The sequence below is a fragment of the Coprococcus sp. OM06-34AC genome (assembly GCF_003462545.1).
Taxonomy (GTDB): Bacteria; Bacillota; Clostridia; order Lachnospirales; family Lachnospiraceae; genus Coprococcus; species Coprococcus aceti.
The window spans coordinates 121,947-142,379 of the sequence record NZ_QTZF01000007.1 but is presented as its reverse complement, the minus strand read 5'-3'; the positions used below and the strand labels follow the sequence as shown (position 1 = coordinate 142,379).

At 43.9% G+C, this 20,433-nt stretch carries 16 protein-coding genes and 9 tRNA genes; 17 read left to right on the top strand and 8 right to left on the bottom strand.

Translation table 11 applies throughout. The features are described from left to right. Positions 1–71: 71 nt before the first annotated feature. From DXB91_RS12200 to DXB91_RS12170, 7 genes are all read right to left on the bottom strand, one after another. Positions 72–151 (bottom strand) — tRNA-Leu (locus DXB91_RS12200). A 49-nt stretch (positions 152–200) separates the two neighbouring features. After that, positions 201–273: transfer RNA gene (locus DXB91_RS12195), tRNA-Lys, on the bottom strand. A gap of 20 nt (positions 274–293) precedes the next feature. Then, positions 294–365 (bottom strand) — tRNA-Gln (locus DXB91_RS12190). A 33-nt stretch (positions 366–398) separates the two neighbouring features. Beyond that, positions 399–472: transfer RNA gene (locus DXB91_RS12185), tRNA-His, on the bottom strand. Between the two features lie 79 nt (positions 473–551). After that, positions 552–625, bottom strand: a tRNA-Arg gene (locus DXB91_RS12180). A gap of 41 nt (positions 626–666) precedes the next feature. Further along, positions 667–737, bottom strand: a tRNA-Gly gene (locus DXB91_RS12175). A 30-nt stretch (positions 738–767) separates the two neighbouring features. Then, positions 768–842 (bottom strand) — tRNA-Pro (locus DXB91_RS12170). Positions 843–1,059: 217 nt separating this feature from the next. On the opposite strand from DXB91_RS12170, the gene DXB91_RS12165 reads away from it, so the two are divergent. From DXB91_RS12165 to DXB91_RS12140, 6 genes are all read left to right on the top strand, one after another. Next, positions 1,060–2,004 carry an AEC family transporter gene (locus tag DXB91_RS12165; RefSeq protein WP_118018194.1) on the top strand — a complete coding sequence of 315 codons (945 nt, stop codon included), beginning with the start codon at positions 1,060–1,062 and terminating at the stop codon, positions 2,002–2,004. A 24-nt stretch (positions 2,005–2,028) separates the two neighbouring features. Beyond that, positions 2,029–2,487: an Lrp/AsnC family transcriptional regulator gene (locus DXB91_RS12160; protein ID WP_022215931.1), complete on the top strand. Its 459-nt coding sequence runs from the start codon at positions 2,029–2,031 to the stop codon at positions 2,485–2,487. Further along, positions 2,484–2,993: a shikimate kinase gene (locus tag DXB91_RS12155; RefSeq protein WP_055146992.1), complete on the top strand. Its 510-nt coding sequence runs from the start codon at positions 2,484–2,486 to the stop codon at positions 2,991–2,993. Before DXB91_RS12160 ends, DXB91_RS12155 begins: the two co-directional genes overlap by 4 nt. An 85-nt stretch (positions 2,994–3,078) precedes the next feature. Continuing rightward, a complete protein-coding gene (locus tag DXB91_RS12150) occupies positions 3,079–4,041 on the top strand; it encodes a calcium/sodium antiporter (protein ID WP_015533950.1) in 963 nt (320 codons plus the stop codon). Positions 4,042–4,359: 318 nt separating this feature from the next. Beyond that, positions 4,360–5,901 (top strand): sodium:solute symporter family protein, encoded by a 1,542-nt coding sequence (locus DXB91_RS12145; protein ID WP_117549333.1) that lies wholly within the window; start codon positions 4,360–4,362, stop codon positions 5,899–5,901. A 122-nt stretch (positions 5,902–6,023) separates the two neighbouring features. Further along, positions 6,024–6,971 (top strand): magnesium transporter CorA family protein, encoded by a 948-nt coding sequence (locus tag DXB91_RS12140; protein WP_117549331.1) that lies wholly within the window; start codon positions 6,024–6,026, stop codon positions 6,969–6,971. A gap of 64 nt (positions 6,972–7,035) precedes the next feature. Here the strand turns inward: DXB91_RS12140 and DXB91_RS12135 are convergent, their stop codons facing one another. Beyond that, complete coding sequence (locus DXB91_RS12135; protein WP_118018192.1) at positions 7,036–8,229, bottom strand: DUF4317 domain-containing protein; 1,194 nt, start codon at positions 8,227–8,229, stop codon at positions 7,036–7,038. Positions 8,230–8,442: 213 nt separating this feature from the next. Between DXB91_RS12135 and DXB91_RS12130 the strand changes: the two genes are divergently transcribed. The 11 genes from DXB91_RS12130 (at position 8,443) to DXB91_RS12080 (ending at position 20,343) form a co-directional block, all read left to right on the top strand. After that, complete coding sequence (locus DXB91_RS12130; RefSeq protein WP_117549467.1) at positions 8,443–9,132, top strand: response regulator transcription factor; 690 nt, start codon at positions 8,443–8,445, stop codon at positions 9,130–9,132. After that, entirely contained in the window at positions 9,132–11,585 is a 2,454-nt protein-coding gene (locus DXB91_RS12125) for a sensor histidine kinase (protein ID WP_118018190.1), read from the top strand. The genes DXB91_RS12130 and DXB91_RS12125 overlap by 1 nt, the downstream gene beginning before the upstream one ends. A gap of 135 nt (positions 11,586–11,720) precedes the next feature. Then, a complete protein-coding gene (locus DXB91_RS12120; RefSeq protein ID WP_118018188.1) occupies positions 11,721–12,203 on the top strand; it encodes a transcriptional repressor in 483 nt (160 codons plus the stop codon). A 21-nt stretch (positions 12,204–12,224) separates the two neighbouring features. Next, a complete protein-coding gene (locus tag DXB91_RS12115; protein ID WP_118018186.1) occupies positions 12,225–12,581 on the top strand; it encodes a heavy-metal-associated domain-containing protein in 357 nt (118 codons plus the stop codon). Positions 12,582–12,680: 99 nt separating this feature from the next. Next, positions 12,681–12,752, top strand: a tRNA-Gly gene (locus DXB91_RS12110). 98 nt (positions 12,753–12,850) lie between these two features. Further along, positions 12,851–12,922: transfer RNA gene (locus tag DXB91_RS12105), tRNA-Gly, on the top strand. A 174-nt stretch (positions 12,923–13,096) separates the two neighbouring features. After that, positions 13,097–15,232: an LTA synthase family protein gene (locus DXB91_RS12100; protein ID WP_055273298.1), complete on the top strand. Its 2,136-nt coding sequence runs from the start codon at positions 13,097–13,099 to the stop codon at positions 15,230–15,232. A gap of 151 nt (positions 15,233–15,383) precedes the next feature. Then, positions 15,384–16,835 carry an IMP dehydrogenase gene (guaB, locus tag DXB91_RS12095; RefSeq protein WP_015533942.1) on the top strand — a complete coding sequence of 484 codons (1,452 nt, stop codon included), beginning with the start codon at positions 15,384–15,386 and terminating at the stop codon, positions 16,833–16,835. Between the two features lie 132 nt (positions 16,836–16,967). Beyond that, on the top strand, positions 16,968–18,008 hold the full coding sequence (gene lepB, locus DXB91_RS12090; protein ID WP_015533941.1) for a signal peptidase I: 1,041 nt from the start codon (positions 16,968–16,970) through the stop codon (positions 18,006–18,008). 38 nt (positions 18,009–18,046) lie between these two features. Beyond that, entirely contained in the window at positions 18,047–18,898 is an 852-nt protein-coding gene (locus DXB91_RS12085) for a PHP-associated domain-containing protein (protein ID WP_118018184.1), read from the top strand. Positions 18,899–18,921: 23 nt separating this feature from the next. Further along, positions 18,922–20,343, top strand: a complete 1,422-nt coding sequence (locus DXB91_RS12080; protein ID WP_055280491.1) for a sodium-dependent transporter — start codon at positions 18,922–18,924, stop codon at positions 20,341–20,343. Positions 20,344–20,433: the final 90 nt, after the last annotated feature.

Genomic DNA, 20,433 nt, shown 5'->3' with positions numbered 1-20,433 from the left:
GCGTATTTTTTTGCCATCTACTAAAAAAAATGGAAGATAGGACGAAACGTCATGATAAAAGGTATAAAAAATGCGGATAACAGGAATCGAACCTGCACCCCGAAGGACTAGATCCTAAGTCTAGCGCGTCTGCCAGTTCCGCCATATCCGCTTAATTCTCCGTAAAATAAAAATAGCCCCTCATACCAGAAGGGAAATAGTGAGCCATCGGGGACTCGAACCCCGGACAACTTGATTAAAAGTCAAGTGCTCTACCGCCTGAGCTAATGGCCCATAAGTCTGGACTTTAATAACTGGGCTAGCTGGATTCGAACCAGCGAATGCAGGAGTCAAAGTCCTGTGCCTTACCGCTTGGCGATAACCCAATAGCATCGCTAATATGTGCGATAAAGAAAAAGGGTGGATAGAGGGACTCGAACCCTCGGCCTCCAGAGCCACAATCTGGCGCGCTAGCCAACTGCGCCATACCCACCATAGGCTTATAAAATAATTGTTATTTTATAAAAATATATCTTAGCCTGCTAACAGTAGTAGTAGCTAAGATACAAAAATGTGCCCGAAGGGATTCGAACCCCCGACCCACGGCTTAGAAGGCCGTTGCTCTATCCAGCTGAGCTACGGACACGTACCAATTCCCGCTATATGTATATGTTAGCGAAAATAAAGAGCGGGTGATGGGAATCGAACCCACGTATCTAGCTTGGAAGGCTAGTGTTCTACCATTGAACTACACCCGCATAATGCTTAACAGTGTTTTGGATTATAAGTCGGGGTGACAGGATTCGAACCTGCGACCTCTTGATCCCAAATCAAGCGCTCTAGCCAAGCTGAGCCACACCCCGTTAGTCCTTTGCGACCAACGCAAAACCTATTATACACAAGTCGGTGATGTTTGTCAACAACTTTTTTAATTTTTTTTTGAAAATCAGTTGCTGATGTGTTATATTGAATCAGACGTTATCGCCTGTTCATCAAACCGACTTTTGCATTATATGCATTATAGGAGCGAAAGTCAATAGGTATTTTGAAAAAAATTGAAAATTGTGAGGATGTGTAGAAATGGATAATTTTATATTCAGCATAAATGCAACGATACCGATATTTCTGGTGATACTTCTGGGATGGTTTCTGATGAAGATACATATTATAACAGAAGAGTTCGCCAACGTGGCGAATAAATATGTGTTCAAGGTAGCCCTTCCGGTTCTGCTGTTCAGGGATATTGCGACGACCTCCATATTGGACGACCTCAATGTAAAGTTTGTTCTGTTCTGCTTCTTTGGAACGATCATAATGTTTGGGCTGGTATGGGTGTTGGCACTGATATACTGTAAGGACAGAACCATGATCGGTGCATTTGTGCAGGGGGGAGCAAGAGGAAGTGCTGCGGTTCTCGGCGTTGCATTTGTGGAGAATATCTGTGGCAACTCGGGCATGGCGCCTCTCATGATAGTGTCAGCGGTGCCGATGTACAATATTATATCTGTAATAGCTCTGACATTTGGCGGGAACGACAGACAGAGGGGAACAGCTGGTATCAAGAAAGCGTTCGTCAATATATTGAAGAATCCGATCATCATAGGAATATTGCTTGGAGTCCCGTTCTCTGTATTTGACATACCGATACCAGCCATACCGACAAGAACTATCAGTTATATAGCACAGACGGCGACTCCTATAGCGCTCATAGCCATAGGTGCTGGATTTGACTCACAGCAGGCATTGACCAGGCTCAAGCCGTCACTTGTGGCAACGGTCATAAAGCTTGTGATTCTTCCTGTCATATTCCTTCCGGCTGCCATTGGTATGGGCTTTGGGCCGAGTGAGATTGTTGCTATACTGATAATGGTTGGAGCACCGGCTACGGTGTCGGGATACATCATGGCGAAGAATATGGACAATGATTATGTGCTGTCATCGAATATTATCGTTTTATCCACATTATTATCGTCAGTGACGTTGACTCTGTGGGTGTTTGTGTTAAAATGTTTGGGAGTAATCTAATTTTATTATACAGAGGTTTAATTAATGGATAACATTGACTACAAGATACTGAGATGCCTGAAGGACAATGCGAGACTTACAGCATCGGCCATCAGTGAAGAGATCAATCTCTCTGTCTCGGCCGTGATAGAGAGAATAAGGAAGATGGAGAGCAGCGGGGTAATAAAGGGATATACCATTGAGGTTGACCAGAAAAAGCTGGGCAATGAGATGGTAGCCATCATGGAAGTGAGACTGAAGCATCCGAAATATTATGATGAATTTGCACAGCTTATACAGACAAATGACAGCATAGTCGCATGCTTCTATATGACAGGAGATTTTGACTTTATATTGAAGATAGTGACTGATTCCGCTGCAGGTCTGGACGAGGTGTATAGGTTTGTGAAGGGATATGAGGGTGTGTCTGCAACTGAAACGCACTTTGTTCTCAAGACGCTCAAGGACGAAGTATCAGTTATACCGGAGGTAAAGGAAAAATGAACAACATAGTACTTACAGGCATGCCGGGAGCGGGCAAGAGCACTATAGGGGTTCTTCTGGCAAAGGTTCTCGGTTATAAGTTCATCGATGCAGATATTCTCATACAGAACAGTCAGGGAATGCTGCTCAGGGAGATAATAGCAAAGTATGGCGATGATGGGTTTTTAAAGATAGAGAATGATGTGAACAAGGGTATCACAGACCAACATGCAGTCATAGCCACAGGTGGAAGCGCTGTGTACTGTACTGAGGCCATGAAGAAATACATGGCGGAGGATACAGTTATATATATCAATCTTCCGTATGAGGAGATAGCGAACAGACTTGGCAATATCAAGAGAAGAGGCGTGGTGCTGAAGGATGGACAGACTCTGAAAGATTTGTATAATGAGAGGACAAAGCTTTATGAGAAGTACTGCCATATCAATATCAAAGCGGAAGGTCTTGGAATTGAGGAATTGCTGGACAGCGTTGCGGGCATGATAATTGTCAGAAGAGATCTGTAATACGTCATATGCCACATGATAGGGATAGAAAAGCTGCTTATATAGCTGAGGTGAAAATGTAGCATATATACAATGGAGGGAATGTATGGAGATATTAAAAATGTTAGGTCAGATACTGCTTCTTGTGCTTGGATTTGTGTTTATGATAAAGGGAGCGGATGTATTTGTAGATGGTGCGTCTAAAATAGCTGTCAAATGCAACATACCAGAGATGGTAGTTGGCTTAACAATAGTTGCCATGGGCACTAGTGCTCCAGAAGCAGCTGTCAGCATAAAGGCGGCACTTTCGCCTGCGGGAGCCGGGATCACTGTTGGAAATGTGCTTGGAAGCAACATTATTAACATACTTGTCATCCTTGGAGTGACAGCACTCATAGCAGCACTTCCTATAAAGAAAAATACACTTAGGATAGATATACCATTTGTTATCGTGGCATCGATCATGATACTCTGCATGGGATATTTTGATGGTGTGCTCAGCAGACTTGAGGGTGTGATATTCTATGTAGTGTTTATTGGATTTTTGGTATATCTGATCATCAGCGCGAAGAATGGCAACAGCGAGAGTGATTCTATAGAACTCACGGAGAAGGATAAGACTCCGAGACTTATACTGTTTATAATCATAGGATTAGCGCTGGTCGTGGTCGGAAGTAATTTCACTGTAAATGCGGCATCATATATAGCTGGAAAGCTCGGTATGACAGAGAGACTCATAGGTCTTACAATAGTGGCATTTGGCACATCTCTTCCTGAGCTTGTGACATCATGCACAGCGGCAAAAAAGGGGCAGACAGATATTGCCATAGGCAACATAGTTGGAAGCAATATATTCAATATACTTTTCGTTGCCGGAACTACAATGCTCATAACCCCAGTGCAGTTTGAGCAGAACTTCCTGTTGGATGGCATCATGGCAATAGTGGCTGCTGTTCTCCTCTGGGTGTGCAGCGTCAGAAAGAAGAAGCTCACCAGGCCGGGCGGAATAGTGATGCTGGCTGTGTATGCGGTATATTTTGCTTATATTATGTACAAGAATTATATGTAGCAGATATCAAATGAATGGGGTATAGTCATTTATGTGATGATTATGAACCGGAAGAGTTGGTGTGTATAACAAGTCACGATGACAAGGATTATTACAGTATGGATGATTTTTATGATTTAGAAGAACTTGATTAGATCGCAATAAAAAATACAGCGTGTAGCGAGTGACGCACGCTGTATTTTTTTGTGGATATTTCTTGACTATGGTATGGGTATAACTTATAATCAGACGTAGCAATTTAAACCGCAAAACTTTAAAGTTGACACGCTTTGACGTGATAAAGTAAAGTGCGGATAAAAAATGTATTGGGAGGATACTATGGTACTCAAAGTTATTATGCTTGTTGTTTTCTTTGCGATCATGCTTGGAGTTGGATTTTACTCGAGAAAACACACAAAGGATGTGAATGGATTTGTTCTTGGGGGCAGAAGCGTTGGCCCGTGGCTCACAGCATTTGCCTATGGAACATCTTACTTCTCAGCGGTTATATTCATTGGATATGCCGGACAGTTTGGATGGAAGTACGGAATTGCTTCCACATGGATAGGAATTGGAAATGCGCTGCTTGGCTCACTGGTGGCATGGGTAGTTCTCGGAAGAAGAACAAGACTGCTCACACAGGAGCTTGACACGAGAACTATGCCGGAGTTCTTCGAGAAGAGATACTCCAGCAAGTCATTGAAGCTTTTCTCGTCGATCATCATCTTCATCTTCCTCATTCCATATACAGCGTCACTGTACAACGGACTTTCAAGACTGTTCGGAATGGCGTTCAATGTTGACTATAAGATATGCGTAATCGTCATGGCTGCCCTTACAGGTATATATGTAATCGTTGGTGGATACATGGCGACTGCTATCAACGATTTCATCCAGGGACTCATCATGCTGGTGGGAATCGTGGCAGTCATATATGCGGTACTCAACAACTATGGTGGACTCACAGGCGCGCTAGACAGTCTGGCAAGGATAAATGATCCTGCAGTGTCAGATACACCTGGTGTATTTGCATCATTCCTGGGACCTGACGTGTTCAATCTGTTTTGTGTCGTCGTGCTGACATCCCTTGGAACATGGGGACTTCCACAGATGGTACAGAAGTTCTACGCCATAAAGGATGAGAGATCCATCAAGACAGGTACGGTTGTGTCGACACTGTTTGCGATCGTAGTTGCCGGCGGATGCTATTTCCTCGGCGGTTTTGGAAGACTGACAGGAACCGATGTTGCTACAGAGGGATTCGATGCCATCATTCCACATCTGCTTGAGAAGCTTCCAGCTGCCCTTATGGGACTTGTGGTCATACTGGTGCTTTCAGCATCTATGTCCACACTTTCTTCGCTGGTCCTTACATCCAGCTCAACGCTTACCATCGACTTTATAAAGCCGGTCATTGCACCGAAGATGGATGAGAAGAAACAGATACTTGTCATGAGGCTCATGCTCGTTATGTTTGTTGCTGTATCGGCTGTTATTGCCATCGTGCAGTACTCAAGCAGGATAACGTTCATAGCACAGCTTATGGGTGTTTCATGGGGGGCTATAGCAGGTGCGTTCCTTGCTCCATTTTTATATGGCTTATACTGGAAGAAGACTACAGTTGCGGCATGCTGGACATGCTTTATATGGGGAACAGGAATCATGACGCTGAACTTTATAAGCAATACATGGGGATTGTTCAAGTTCCCGGCAGTGATGCAGTCACCTATCAACTGCGGTGCGGTTGCAATGGTGGGCGGTCTCATAATAGTTCCTATTGTGAGCCTGTTCACAAAGAAGCCTGACCAGAAGAAGGTCGAGGATGCCTTCTCATGCTACGAGGAGACGGTTACAGTAGCCCACAGAAAGGCACTTGACTAACATAGATATTACACGGTCTTTACACAAAACTTTGTTGAAAGGCCGTGTTTTTTATGTTAATATTATCAGGCGGTAATGTGCATTTGAGGCATGCTGTAATCTATGTGGCAGGAGGCGCAGATATGATCACGCTGTACAGAACAGATGACAGAATTTTGAGTGAAATACAGGAATATGGTCCTGGTGCCTGGATAGTCATGACTAAGCCAACAATAGATGAGAGTAAGAGCATAGCCGAGAGGTTTGAGATAGATCTGGCGGATGTCAGAGCCGCACTGGATGACGAGGAGAGCTCACGTGTTCAGGTGGAGGACAACTACACACTGATAATCGTGGATATCCCTTCTATAGAGATAAGAAATGAACGTGAGGCATATACTACGATTCCACTTGGTATCATACTTGTTGCAGACTGTATCATCACCATATGTGCTGAGGAGACACCGGTACTTGAGGCATTCATGGAAGGCAAGGTGAGAGAATTCAGTACCAAGAAGAGGATGAGGTTCATGTACCAGATACTCTACAGGAACTGTACCACATACCAGTATTATCTGAGAGTCATGGACAGAAGAAGAACCCTTATTGAGCAACGTATCCAGGAGGAGACCGAGGATGCGGATCTCATAGATCTTCACGAGCTGGAGTCCAACCTCGTATACTTCGCCACATCACTGAGAGCGAATGGAGTAGTTCTTGACAAGCTGACAAGATACGGCAGGATCAAGCAGTATCCGGAGGACAAGGAATTGCTTGACGACGTTTTGGTGGAGAACAAGCAGGCTATCGAGATGACACAGATATACAGGGATATCATAAGTGGTACGAGAGAGCTCATGACGACCATCATAAACAACAGACTGAACAACGCCATGAAGTTTCTGGCGGCCATAACCATCGTCATGGCTGTGCCTACAGTTATATCCGGTGTGTATGGAATGAATGTGGGCACGAAGTGGATGCCATTTGCGAATGTACCATATGGATTTGAGATAGTGTGCGGTATAATACTCGTTATAAGTATTGTGATAGCTTTGATATTGAAGAAAAAGAAGATGCTCAAACAGTAGGGCAGATAGAAAAAAGGATCACCGGCGGTTTTGTTGCTGCCGGTGGTCCTTTTTTGTGCCTTTGTTATTTGTTGTTGATAGGTATTCCGTTTACCTCGACCTGATCGGATATCTGGATGACGATGCATTTCCTTCCGTCGATCTCCATGGTCTCTACCAGATCAGTTCTCTCAGGATTCACCTTGATGACCACATCAGGAGTCTTTACCTCAAATGTTTTTGTGTTTGCAACATTTGTCGCGTACATGACAGTTGACTTCTCACGCGGTACAACTATGGCCGGTTCATCCTCCGGGTTCTCAGATGGCTGCTCAGGCGGTGCTGCCGCAGCGGTTACCTTCTCGTAGTGGGCGTCAAAATCTGCCATCTTCTCATTTGATACTCCGCTCTCTGTCAGCAGATTCTTTATAGTGTTCTTGGATAGGGTCAGCGGTTCAGGACTGTCTTTTCTCTGTTCGATCATCTCATTCAGATTGTCATGGATGGTTCTGACCATGTCATAATTACAGTCGTCACCCAGAGTCTCAGTGACAATCTCCTGAAATACATCCTTCTGTTCGCCTGCCGTTATAGGAAGCGAGGTGCCGAGAAGATTGCTTATGAAGCTGTCGTGAAGCTCCTCCGGTTTTTTGGTGTAGTACAGAACGTTGTGGATATCCGTGCTCCTGTCGATAAATGCCGGGAACAGGAAGCCTATGTCCGGCATGTCGACCACCCAGTCGCGGACTCTGTTGTGGAATGTGCTTTCAACGTCGAAGTAGCTGAGTCCCGCCTTGGACAGGTTGACGTGGCAAATGGAGCACATGATATAGTCATACACCTCGTCTGATGCATCGTCCATCATGATGCCGTCGGTTGTCTTGCCCGGAACATCATATGTATCGTGGATGAGCAGTATGAGGTAGTTGCCGGTGTAATCGTAGTTCTCGATGACCTTGTCATAGAACTCATTTATCAGCTCATCGTTCTCAAGCTTGCTCTTCCTGAGTTTATTCAGGAATTCCTGTGTGCCGCCTTCAAACTCCTGTGAGGTAGGAAATGGCATGGTGACAAGATTCTTGCCAATGCTTCCTGATAAAGTCTTTTTCAGTATTTCAAAATATTTGTATGTTTCTTCTTCCGGCATGGTGAGAAACTGTTCGTTGATGGTCGCCACCTTGTTGCAGTCTCCGTCCACGTAGCATCCGCGGATCTTGCTTATGGAGCATTCCTTTGGAGCAAACAGGTGTCTTATCTCAAGTACGTCTTTTTTTGTCATAAATAAAACTCCGTTTCTATATAGTGATATATTTTGCGTTATAACATCTGCAATGACAGACCGCCTCCTAAGTATACCACAAATAATGACAAGTCTTAAAGATATCTTAAACTTTATAATGGTTGTTTCTTAATGGCAGTATGGCGATAATTGAGAACAGGAGGTGATTGTGGTAAGCTAAGGATAAATACGAAAAAGGTGAGGACAAGAAAAATGTACAATATATTAATATGTGACGATGAAAAAGATATAGTATCAGCTATAGAGATATATCTTAAGACAGCCGGGTATTCGGTGTATAAAGCTTACAATGGTATGGAGGCAGTTGATATGGTAAATTCTAATGACATACAGCTTGTACTCATGGACGTCATGATGCCTCAGATGGACGGTATAACAGCCATGGCAAAGATAAGAGAGAGCAGCAATGTGCCGGTTATCATGCTTACGGCAAAGAGTGAGGATACCGACAAGGTGCTGGGACTTGAGGTCGGCGCAGATGACTATGTGACAAAACCATTTAATCCGGTGGAACTTCTGGCAAGGGTAAAGTCCCAGCTCAGGCGTTACATGCAGCTGGGAGGCGGAGAGACACCAAAGGATAAGCTGGTTATCGGAGGTATAGAACTTGACGACAAATCCAAACAGGTCACACTTGACGGTGAACTTATGCCACTCACCCCGACGGAGTATGACATCCTGAAACTTCTTATGCAGAATGTGGGAAAGGTATTTTCCACGAAGGAGATATATAAGGCGGTGTGGAAGGAGGATCCGATGGGAGCGGAAGGCTCTGTTGCGGTTCATATAAGACACCTGAGAGAAAAGATAGAGATAAATCCATCTGATCCGAGATACATAAAGGTTATCTGGGGAAGAGGATATAGAATGGAGGGACAATAGTGGATAAAACAATTTATAAGATACGAGGAAATGTGTTCTTTAAACTTGGAATATATATTCTTGTGGCGGTGCTGGCATATGGAACGCTGTATACAGGCGGTCTGGTGCTGCAGGGAAGCTACCTTGGAGTGTACAGTGATGATGATCAGGGCGCGACGCCGTATGAGAGACTTGTAAACGATTATGTGGAGGACACAAATGATGCGCTTACCGAAAAGGTGAAGGCTTACATCCAGGATACAAGGTCGCAGCTGGAAAGCATTACAACATATAATCAGCTCGTGAGTGCTGATCATAACGGAGATATGGTTATAACTGCGGATGATGTTTTCCGGAGATTGACCAATGCGGATACAACATCTGCGATCAAGTCGTCATACCGGTATGAGGATATGAGCGAACGAGGTGATATCGGCTATATGCTGACGGCATCCTGCAGTGATGATACAAATGTCAGCATCAATAATGGAAAGATAAAAGTAACGACCGGAAATATAAAGCTGATAAACGATGATGCACGGCTGGACGATAATATATATACAAATGATTATGATAGCACGATAGAAGTACCTGTTAAAAGATATATTGTGTTTGACAAACAGAGCGATATGGAACAGGGCGAGCAGTATATCAATGCTCTGCTGGGGAATTATGATCCATATTATGACGAATACATTTATAATGAAGAATATGAAGAAAGTGATACTGTGGAGGCTGATACAGATTCTGTATTGACAGCGGATGGCAAGTCTATTACCAAACAGGATATCATGTATGGCGATTATTATCCTAGCTCAGTTGAAAAACTGTATCTTGATGAAGCAGACGATTCTGGCAGTTCATCTGGAAAGGTCTACTGTCTTGTGCTAAGCTATGATGCATATTCATTTATAAATATCACGGGAAAATGCTATGTGGACGTGGCGGCTGCTGTAGACAACATCAAAGCGTCAAATCCGGAAATGGTTCAATACATTGGAATATGGAGGACGAAGAGCAAGGGGATATTGGCGGGATTTGCAGTTATGCTGCTGCTGTGCATCGTCATGTCAATATTTTCAATGGTCAACGCCGGCGTAAAGACAGGGAAGGAGACGATCACTCTTGGCAGATTTGAGAGGACTCCGACTGAGCTTGTGCTGGCTATGACAGTATGCTCTGTTGCAGCAGCAGTAGGGATCTGCGTTGAAAGCGGTATTGCATCCATGTGTGTGAACCAGTATAGGAATTACACATTTGTATCAGAGAATATACAGTATATTGCGTTTCTGGTGCCGGTGGCATGCCTATATTCTGTGGCATTGTTTTTCTTTAATAATATAGTCGCTAAGGTGAAGGCGGGAACATTTTTTGCAGACTGTCTGATAATCCGCGCACTGAAGTGGATAGCAAGAAAGACGAAAGCTTGTTTCAGGTATGTGAAAAGTCATATGTCCCTGACGCAGAAGGGCGTATGGGCTTATATAGGTATAACTATAGTAGAGATAATTTTTGTGGCAATCCTGGCAGCAGGCAGCATGAGAGGCCTTCTTTGGGTGGTGATTTATATCATTTTAAAATGGCTGTGCATAGTCGGAATAGTGGCATATCTCATACAGACACAAGAGTTATACAAGTGCGCAAAGGAGATGGCGGAGGGCAATCTGGACAGGAAAGCGGACACAAGCAAAATGTTCTGGGTATTCCGCGCACATGGTGAACACCTCAACCAGATAAGAGACGGCATGTCAAAGGCTGTTGAGGCCAGAATGAAGAGCGAGCATTTGAAGACAGAACTCATAACAAATGTATCCCACGATATAAAGACCCCGCTTACATCCATAATCAACTATGTTGATCTGCTGCAGAAGGACGATATGGATGAGAAGACAAGACAGGAATATATAGAAGTTCTCTCAAGGCAGTCTGCGAGATTGAAAAAACTCATAGAGGATCTGGTCGAGGCATCCAAGGCATCCACTGGCAATATCCAGATAAACTGGGCAGAGATAGATGCCAATATGCTGCTTGAGCAGGCTGTTGCAGAATATGAGGATAAACTTGCAAATGCCGGGCTTAAGGTCGTATTCACAAGATCAGAGTTGCCGGCAGTCATAAGAGCTGATGGACAGCATCTGTGGAGAGTATTTGATAATCTGCTGTGTAATATAAGCAAATATGCAATGCCGGGGACAAGGGTATATGCATCGGTGATAATCGATGACAGAAAGACCAGGATTGAGTTCAAGAATATATCCAGAGATCCGCTCAATGTGTCCAGTGATGAGCTCATGGAGAGATTTGTCCGTGGAGACAGCTCCAGAAATACGGAGGGAAGCGGACTGGGATTGTCTATTGCAAACAGTCTGTGTACACTGATGGGTGCAAAATTCAGATTGAGCATAGATGGTGATCTGTTCAAGGCGGTTATAACATTTGACTGCGGAACTCCGCAGAAGAAAACCAATCGTTAGAATAATGTGTGATCTGCAGGTTGAATTATGAAAAAATATTAGATTTTAGCACAAAACGTTATTGACAACTAATTTGAGTTAGGGCATACTAACCTTGATGATAATATTATCAACAATCAGAAGGAGGCGTGTATGATGACTAACGAAAGATTAGAGACGGACAAGAAGAGTATAGATGATACAGGTATCCAGCGTACAGAGATGCAGAAAGAGATCGTTATCAGCAGACTCAGGGAAATGGGATGCAGGATAACCAGACAGAGAATGATACTCCTTGACATAATACTTGGGGAAGAGTGTTCTTCCTGCAAGGAGATTTATTATAAGGCGGCCAAGCAGGACAGTCGTATAGGCTCGGCTACAGTGTACAGAATGGTGAATACACTGGAGGATATAGGAGCCATCAACCGTAAAAACATGTATAAGGTTGCCTGTGGTGCCAACTGTGGTATAGAGGATGCCTGTGTCATTGAGCTTGATGATTCATCCAGCATTGAGCTTTCGGCCAAAGAGTGGAACAGGATAATCCGTGCAGGACTTATGGCTGGCGGATATATTGAGAATCAGATGGTGACAGGTGTCAATGTAAAGCCTTGTGGCTGTGGCTCATGTTGTTAATAACGAAGGAGATGATCTACAATGGGTGGAACAATATTGGTAGTGAGCATACTGGTGCTTATAGTAGTGGGTGCAGTTATCAGTTCTACAAAGCACTTTAAAGGAGAAGGAGGCTGCTGTGGCGGCGGTGGTTCCGTCAAGGTCAAGGGTGACAAGATAAAGGATGTTGTCGCCGTGAAGACTATTTACATAGAGGGAATGCACTGCAGCAACTGTTCAGATCGTGTACAGAATGCACTGAACAGTCTGAGCCAGGTGAACGCAAAAGTCGACCTCAAGAAGAAGCAGGCTATCGTTAAGCTCGGAAGAGAAGTATCTGATGATGAGCTTAAGAGCTGTGTAGAGAAGTGTGGATACTCAGTAACCGGTATAGGATAAAGTCTTGAATAAAAAATTGTAAAAAATTTTCAAAAAATTGTTGGCAATTCGAATAAGATGTGGTATTATCCATATTGTTGTTGAAAACACAACAGATAAGCGCGAGTGGCTCAGCGGTGGAGCATCTCCTTGCCAAGGAGAGGGTCGCGGGTTCGATTCCCGTCTCGCGCTCTGGATAATTTCCATGTTGCTAAAATTTTAAAAAAGTTGTTGACAGTTTGCTGGCGGTGTGATATTATCCATATTGTTGTTGGTAGCACAGCAGATAAGCGCGAGTGGCTCAGCGGTGGAGCATCTCCTTGCCAAGGAGAGGGTCGCGGGTTCGATTCCCGTCTCGCGCTCTTTTATATTAATTCACACTCAGGATTCAATCCTGATTTTTTTTTGCCCTCAGAAGCGATTGGTAATAAAATTTAAACATTTTTACTATTGAATAAATGACATGTAGTGATATAATCAATCACAATCGTTGAATATCAGAAAAAGTATAATTTTTACGAGGTAATGATTAAATTATGAAAGAGAGACTTAAGAATTTTCATCATTCAGCAGTTTTTATCTGTCTGGTTCTTGCAATTGTTCTGGACGTTGTTCTGGAAGCTCTTGGAAGACATTCGCTGTTTAAGGCGATATCGTATGTGTGGAATCAGCCGCTCATATTCCTGTATAACTGTTCGATCATTTTCTTTACGCTGACACTTTCGCTGCTCATGAGAAAGAGAATATTCGGATACTGCGTTATATCGTTTGCATGGCTGATACTTGGAATCACGAACTGCATAGTTCTGGGATTCAGAATAACGCCATTTTCAGCTATCGATATGCTTATGGCGAGGAATACGATAACTATCATAGACAAATATTTTAATGTATGGCAGATCGTGCTCATAGCTGCGCTTCTGTTCGTTGCGCTGGCAGCCATCATAGTTCTGTTCATAAAATCGCCGACGGTTACGGGCAATATATATAGAACGAGAACGACTGTGTTTATAGTTGCGACATTCTTCTGTGTAATGCTCTTCACCAAGATCGCGCTCAATGCACAGACTATATCAGATAATTTTGCAAACCTTGCAACGGCATACAACAATTATGGATTTGTATACTGTTTCTCAAACAGTGTGGTCGATGTAGGTATAGGACAGCCGAGTGATTACAGCGAGGATAAGATGCTTGAGATAAAGGACGATTTGGACAGTGTTGGCACAACGGATTCAAAGCTTGGCAAGGACAAGCCAAACGTTATATTTGTACAGCTTGAGTCATTCATGGATCCGTCATATGTAAAATGCCTCACGTTCAATGAGAATCCTATTCCGAATTTCACAAAGCTGAAGGAGGAATGTACATCAGGATTCCTGACGATGCCGGCGATCGGTGCAGGTACAGCCAACTCGGAATTTGAGGTGCTCACGGGATTTAACGTGGCATATTTCGGTGCAGGTGAGTATCCATATAAGACCATACTTGGCAAGCAGACCATAGAGAGCATGGCGACACAGCTGAAGCTTGATGGTTATTCAACACATGCCATGCACAATCATGATGGTACATTCTATGACAGATACAAGGTGTATAAAAACATGGGATTTGATACATTTACCCCGATGGAGTATATGTACAATCTGGAGCATACTCAGAAGAACTGGGAGAAGGACAATGTCCTTACTGGTGAGATCATGAAGACTCTGTACTCCACCAATGGACGGGATTTCATATTCACCGTCAGCGTACAGGGACATGGAAGATACCCATCAGAGCTTGACGAGGAGAATTACAGTTATCCTATAAAGGTTGCCGGAACAGGCGATGAGAGCCTTGATACACAGTGGACATATTACTGTAACCAGCTCCACGAGATGGACGATTTCATTGGCAAGCTTATAGACAGACTTAAGGCGTACGATGAGCCGGTCGTTCTCGTTATGTATGGAGACCATCTTCCTGGATTTGAGATCACAGAGGACGATATAACCAACGGAGACCTTTACCAGACAGAGTATTTTGTCTGGAGCAATATGAAGAACTTCCCGGTTGAGGATGAGGATATAGAGGCATATCAGCTCAGCACAAAGGTGTTTGATATGCTGGGATTTGAGAAGAGCTATGTGCAGAAGTTCCAGTCAAAGTACAAGCCGGGCTATGCAAACTATGATGATGATCTCGAGAACATTGAGTATGATATGCTTTATGGACAGAGATACATGTATCCTGATGGATGGCCATATGAGCCGACGAATATGAAATACGGCATAAGCAAGATCAGGATCTCGGAGATCACAAAGGGCGTGTATGTGCCACCGGTTGATGAAGAAGCGGATTTCACGGCAAATGATGGTTCCGGGGACGGTGAGAGTGCTGAGGAGCCACAGCCTATGAATGGATATTATATCCACGGAAGCAACTTCAATGAATGTACATTTGTGTGGATAGATGATGCCTTTTTGAAGGAGACTATCTATATAGACAGAGATACGCTGTTTCTTCCATATGAGGACTCGTTTGAGGCGGGCAAGGAGATATCCGTGGCGCAGGTCGGAGACGACAGTATAGATTTCGGAGTGGAAGACACTTATGTATATAAGGGAGATCCTGAAGATCCGGAGGACACAGAGACAAATGTGACCACGGAGACGGAAGAACTGCCTTGACAAGAACTATATAATTTGTTAGCATGTTTAAAAAGTAACATCACCCAACGCGATAAGTGTTGGGTGATGTGTTTTCTCTATTAAGGCTAATTGACGTACATAATGAGCACAATGCTCTTATTAAATATTTTACAGAAAGAGAGAGAAGAAAATGGGTAAGATTATTGGCGAAGGAATTACATTTGATGACGTTTTATTGGTACCTGCTTATTCTGAGGTATTACCAAATGACGTTGACCTTACAACAAAGCTGACACAGAAGATTAAGTTGAATATTCCTCTTATGAGTGCCGGTATGGACACAGTTACAGAGCACAGAATGGCTATTGCCATGGCTCGTCAGGGTGGTATCGGAGTTATCCACAAGAACATGTCCATAGAGAAGCAGGCAGAGGAAGTTGACAAGGTAAAGCGTTCAGAGAACGGTGTAATATCAGATCCATTTTACTTATCTCCAGAGCATACACTGGCAGATGCTGACGAGCTTATGAGCAAGTTCAGAATCTCAGGTGTACCTATCACAGAGGATGGCAAGCTTGTTGGAATCATAACCAACCGTGACCTGAAGTTTGAGAAGGACTACACCAAGAAGATCAAGGAGTCAATGACATCTGAGGGTCTTGTTACAGCAAAGGAGGGAATCACACTTGACGAGGCTAGAGAGATCCTTGGAAAGGCTCGTAAGGAGAAGCTTCCTATCGTTGATGACGATTTCCATCTGAAGGGACTCATCACGATCAAGGATATTGAGAAGCAGATCAAGTACCCATATTCAGCACATGACGCACAGGGCAGACTTCTCTGTGCAGCAGCAGTAGGATGTACAGCCAACATCCTCGACAGAGTTGCAGAGCTCGTATCAGCAAAGGTTGATGCGATAGTTATAGATACAGCACATGGACATTCAGCCAATGTTCTGAGAACCTTCAAGATGGTTAAGGAGAAGTATCCTGACCTTCAGGTTATTGCCGGTAACGTTGCAACAAGATCAGGCGCACAGGCTATGATCGACATGGGTGTAGATGCAGTCAAGATCGGTATCGGACCTGGTTCTATCTGTACAACAAGAGTTGTTGCAGGTATAGGTGTACCACAGATCACAGCTATCATGCAGGCATATGATGCAGCTATGAATGCCGGAATCCCTGTTATCGCAGATGGCGGTATCAAGTATTCAGGAGATATCACAAAGGCTCTGGCAGCAGGTGCCAACGTATGTATGATGGGAAGTCTGTTCGCAGGTACAGATGAGGCTCCTGGTGATTTCGAGCTTTATCAGGGACGTAAGTACAAGGTATACAGAGGTATGGGATCTATAGCAGCCATGGAGAATGGTTCTAAGGACAGATACTTCCAGGAGAACGCAAGAAAGCTTGTCCCAGAGGGCGTTGAGGGCCGTGTGGCATACAAGGGATCACTTGAGGATACAGTATTCCAGCTCATCGGTGGACTTCGTTCAGGTATGGGTTACTGCGGAGCAAAGAACATTGCAGAGCTTCATGAGAAGGCAGAGTTCGTCAAGATTTCAGCAGCTTCACTCAAGGAGAGCCATCCACATGATATCCATATCACAAAGGAAGCTCCTAACTACAGTGTAGAGTAATAGAAATTTGCATAGATGATTTCAGATAAGAGGATGCATATCTGTCAGATATGCATCCTTTTTTCTTGACACCGTTCTGTTATGTGAGATAATGGAGAATAGGTGTCTTAGAAAAGAGGTGTTTGGATATTTATGAAGGTAAACAATCCAGGTAAAAAAGATCTTGACCAGCTTGTGATGCTTGAGCAGGAGACATTTCCTGAGGCTGAGGCAGCAAGCCGGGAGTCTATAGAGCGAAGACTGAAGGCACACAGAGAAACCTTCTGGGTGCTCAAGAAGGACGGACGAATAATAGCAGGTATAAATGGCATTACTACTAATGAGAAGGATTTGAGCGATGCCATGTATACGGGCGAGGACTTCTACGACAAGAAGGGTCGCTGGCTTATGATATTCGGCGTGTCAACTCTGCCGGACTATCAGCACAATGGATATGCGGCGAAGATAATGCATGAGGTTCTTCAGGAGACGGTCAAATGTAAACTCGACGGAGTCGTCCTCACATGTAAAGAGAACATGATCCCATTCTACGAACAATTTGGTTTTGTGGATGAGGGCGTGAGTGAATCTGAGCATGGCGGTGTCGTCTGGCATCAGATGAGGATAAGGCGCAGAGATATAAAACGTGATTATAAGCAGGATGTGATTGATTGTATAGTGATAGTAGTTGTGGCCGCCGTACTGGCATTTCTGCTGGGACGATTTGTGATATTAAACTGTAATGTACCTACTGGTTCCATGCTTGAGACAATACAGCTTGGAGACAATATAATAGGAAGCAGGCTTACATATAAGTTCTCTGATCCTGAGCGTGGCGATATAGCCATATTCAAGTGGCCGGACGATGAGTCCCAGGTATATATCAAGAGAATCATAGGACTGCCGGGTGAGACCGTGGAGATCATAGATGGTAAGGTATATATAAATGGAAGTGATACTCCGCTCAAGGAGGATTATCTGAGTGATGAGGCAAGGACTGACGTAAGATCGTTTGGACCGTATCAGGTTCCTGAGGACTGTTACTTTATGCTGGGAGACAACAGACCAAACTCAGCGGATGCCAGACTTTGGGAGAATACCTATGTGAAGCGTGACAAAATACTTGCCAAAGCAGAATTTGTGTATTTCCCATTTTCACAGATAACATGGCTTGGAAACGGAGCAGAGTATTAGATTGTATGTCATGATGGATAATCAGAGGAGATGGTCACATGAACAGAGTAAGATTTGACATGCATTGTCATACGGCTGAGGGATCACCCGATGCCAAAGTAAAGATTCTTGATTATATTGATCTGTTAAAGCAGCGTGGTTTTCACGGAATGCTGGTCACAGACCATGATTCATATTCCGGATACAAAGCCTACTTAAGGCAGAAAGATAAGGTGAAGGATTTCTCTGTGCTCAGAGGTATCGAGTATGATACGTTTGACTATGGACATTTCCTCATCGTACTGCCATCAGATACACCTGAGGAGGTGTACGACCTGTTTGAACATAGGGGCATGGCGCTTATCAGGGTGATATGGCTTGTGCACGAGTGCGGCGGTATACTTGGCCCAGCTCATCCATTTGGCGAGAAGTTCATGAGCTTTGGCAGCACGAGAAGGCTTGGCATGATAGAGCACAGACTATATGCACAGCATTTTGACTTCATAGAGGGATATAATTGCTGTGAATCAGCCAAGAGGAATAAGATGGCCAGAAGGCTTGCGTCATACTATGATATACCTGTTTTTGGTGGAAGCGATGCCCATAAGGAGAACTGTGTCGGACTTGCAGGTACATATCTTCCGGATTATATACATTCGGAGGATGATCTGATAAATTATATAAATGACGGCAATCATCCCGAGGTTGGCGGAAAGAGATACCCGAAGACCTTGAAGGACAAGATAGGACCTGCCGGCAAATTCCTGACGTATGGATTTTATTTATACAATATATATGGCGCATTCCGAAATTATCCTGCGAGATGTCGCGCATACTTTGCGGCATCGGCAAAACTGAAGGCAAAAATGAAAAGTAACTGTTCAGACAGGGGACTGGATAGCAAAAAATAAAAGCAAAAACAGAAAGGGCGATTATGAATAAGAAGGAAAGAAGTAATTTTACGGGGACGCTGGGCTTTGTTATGGCAGCAGCGGGAAGTGCGGTAGGACTTGGTAATATATGGAGGTTCCCATATCTTGCGGCAAAGGACAACGGTGGTGTGTTTATACTTGTGTATATAATACTTGCGCTTACATTTGGATTCACACTGCTCACAACAGATATTGCAATAGGAAGAAAGACTCGGCAGGGACCGCTCACAGCTTATGGTCTTATACATAAGAAGTGGAAATGGCTTGGCGGTCTGGCGTGGATCGTACCGGTCATAATCCTTCCATATTACTGTACTATCGGAGGATGGGTTCTGAAGTATATGACAGCATATTTTACAGGTCAGACAGAGGCTGCCACTGGTGACGGTTATTTCACCGGTTTTATAACAGCCCAGACTGCGCCTATAGTATTTGCACTTATATTCCTTACGGCCACAGGCGTTGTCGTATTCTGTGGTGTTGAAAAGGGAATAGAGAAGTTTAGCAAGGTGCTCATGCCGATATTGGTAATTCTTATAATTGGAATTTCAATCTATTCACTGACGATCAAGCATACCGGTGATGATGGTACGATCAGAACAGGAATTGATGGACTGAAGGTATATTTGATTCCTGATTTTAAGGGAATGACATTCAGGGATATATTCATGGTTGTAATGGATGCCATGGGACAGCTCTTCTTCTCGATAAGTGTCGCTATGGGTATCATGGTTGCGTATGGCTCATATGTTAAGAAGGATGTTAACCTTATGAAGTCGATCAATCAGATAGAGATATTTGACACGGCAGTGGCTTTCCTTGCTGGTCTGATGATAGTCCCTGCGGTGTATGTGTTCTCTGGAACGGAAGGCATGTCAGCGGGCCCTGGACTTATGTTCATATCTCTGCCAAAGGTATTCAATGCCATGGGTAAGGTCGGAACAGTCATCGGAGCCCTGTTCTTCATCATGGTTACATTTGCGGCGATCACATCCTCAGTATCGGTCATGGAAGCGATAGTGTCAGGACTTATGGATAAGTTCCATCTCACGAGAAAGAAGAGTGCGGTCATAACAACTGTATATGCGGTTGTCGGAATGTTGGTCGTATGTTTCGGTTACAACATATGGTACTTTGAGCTCAAGCTTCCAAATGGAGCTACAGCCCAGATCCTCGATGTGATGGATTACCTGAGTAACAACATCTTCATGCCGCTTGTGGCTATCCTGTCATGTATACTTATCGGCTGGGTAGTGAAGCCTAAGACGGTTATAGACGAGGTTACAAGAAATGGCGAGAAGTTTGGAAGAAAGAAGCTCTATATTGTCATGGTAAAGTTTGTGGCACCAATACTGCTTGCATTGCTGCTTCTCCAGTCGTTTGGAATTGACTTTGTACAGTTTGTTACCAATCTGTTCAAATAGAACAATATAGTTTATAATGTAGAGGCATTTGTCATGTGGGTGATGAATGTCTCTATATTTTTGTCATAAGGAATGTCATTGCAGGATATT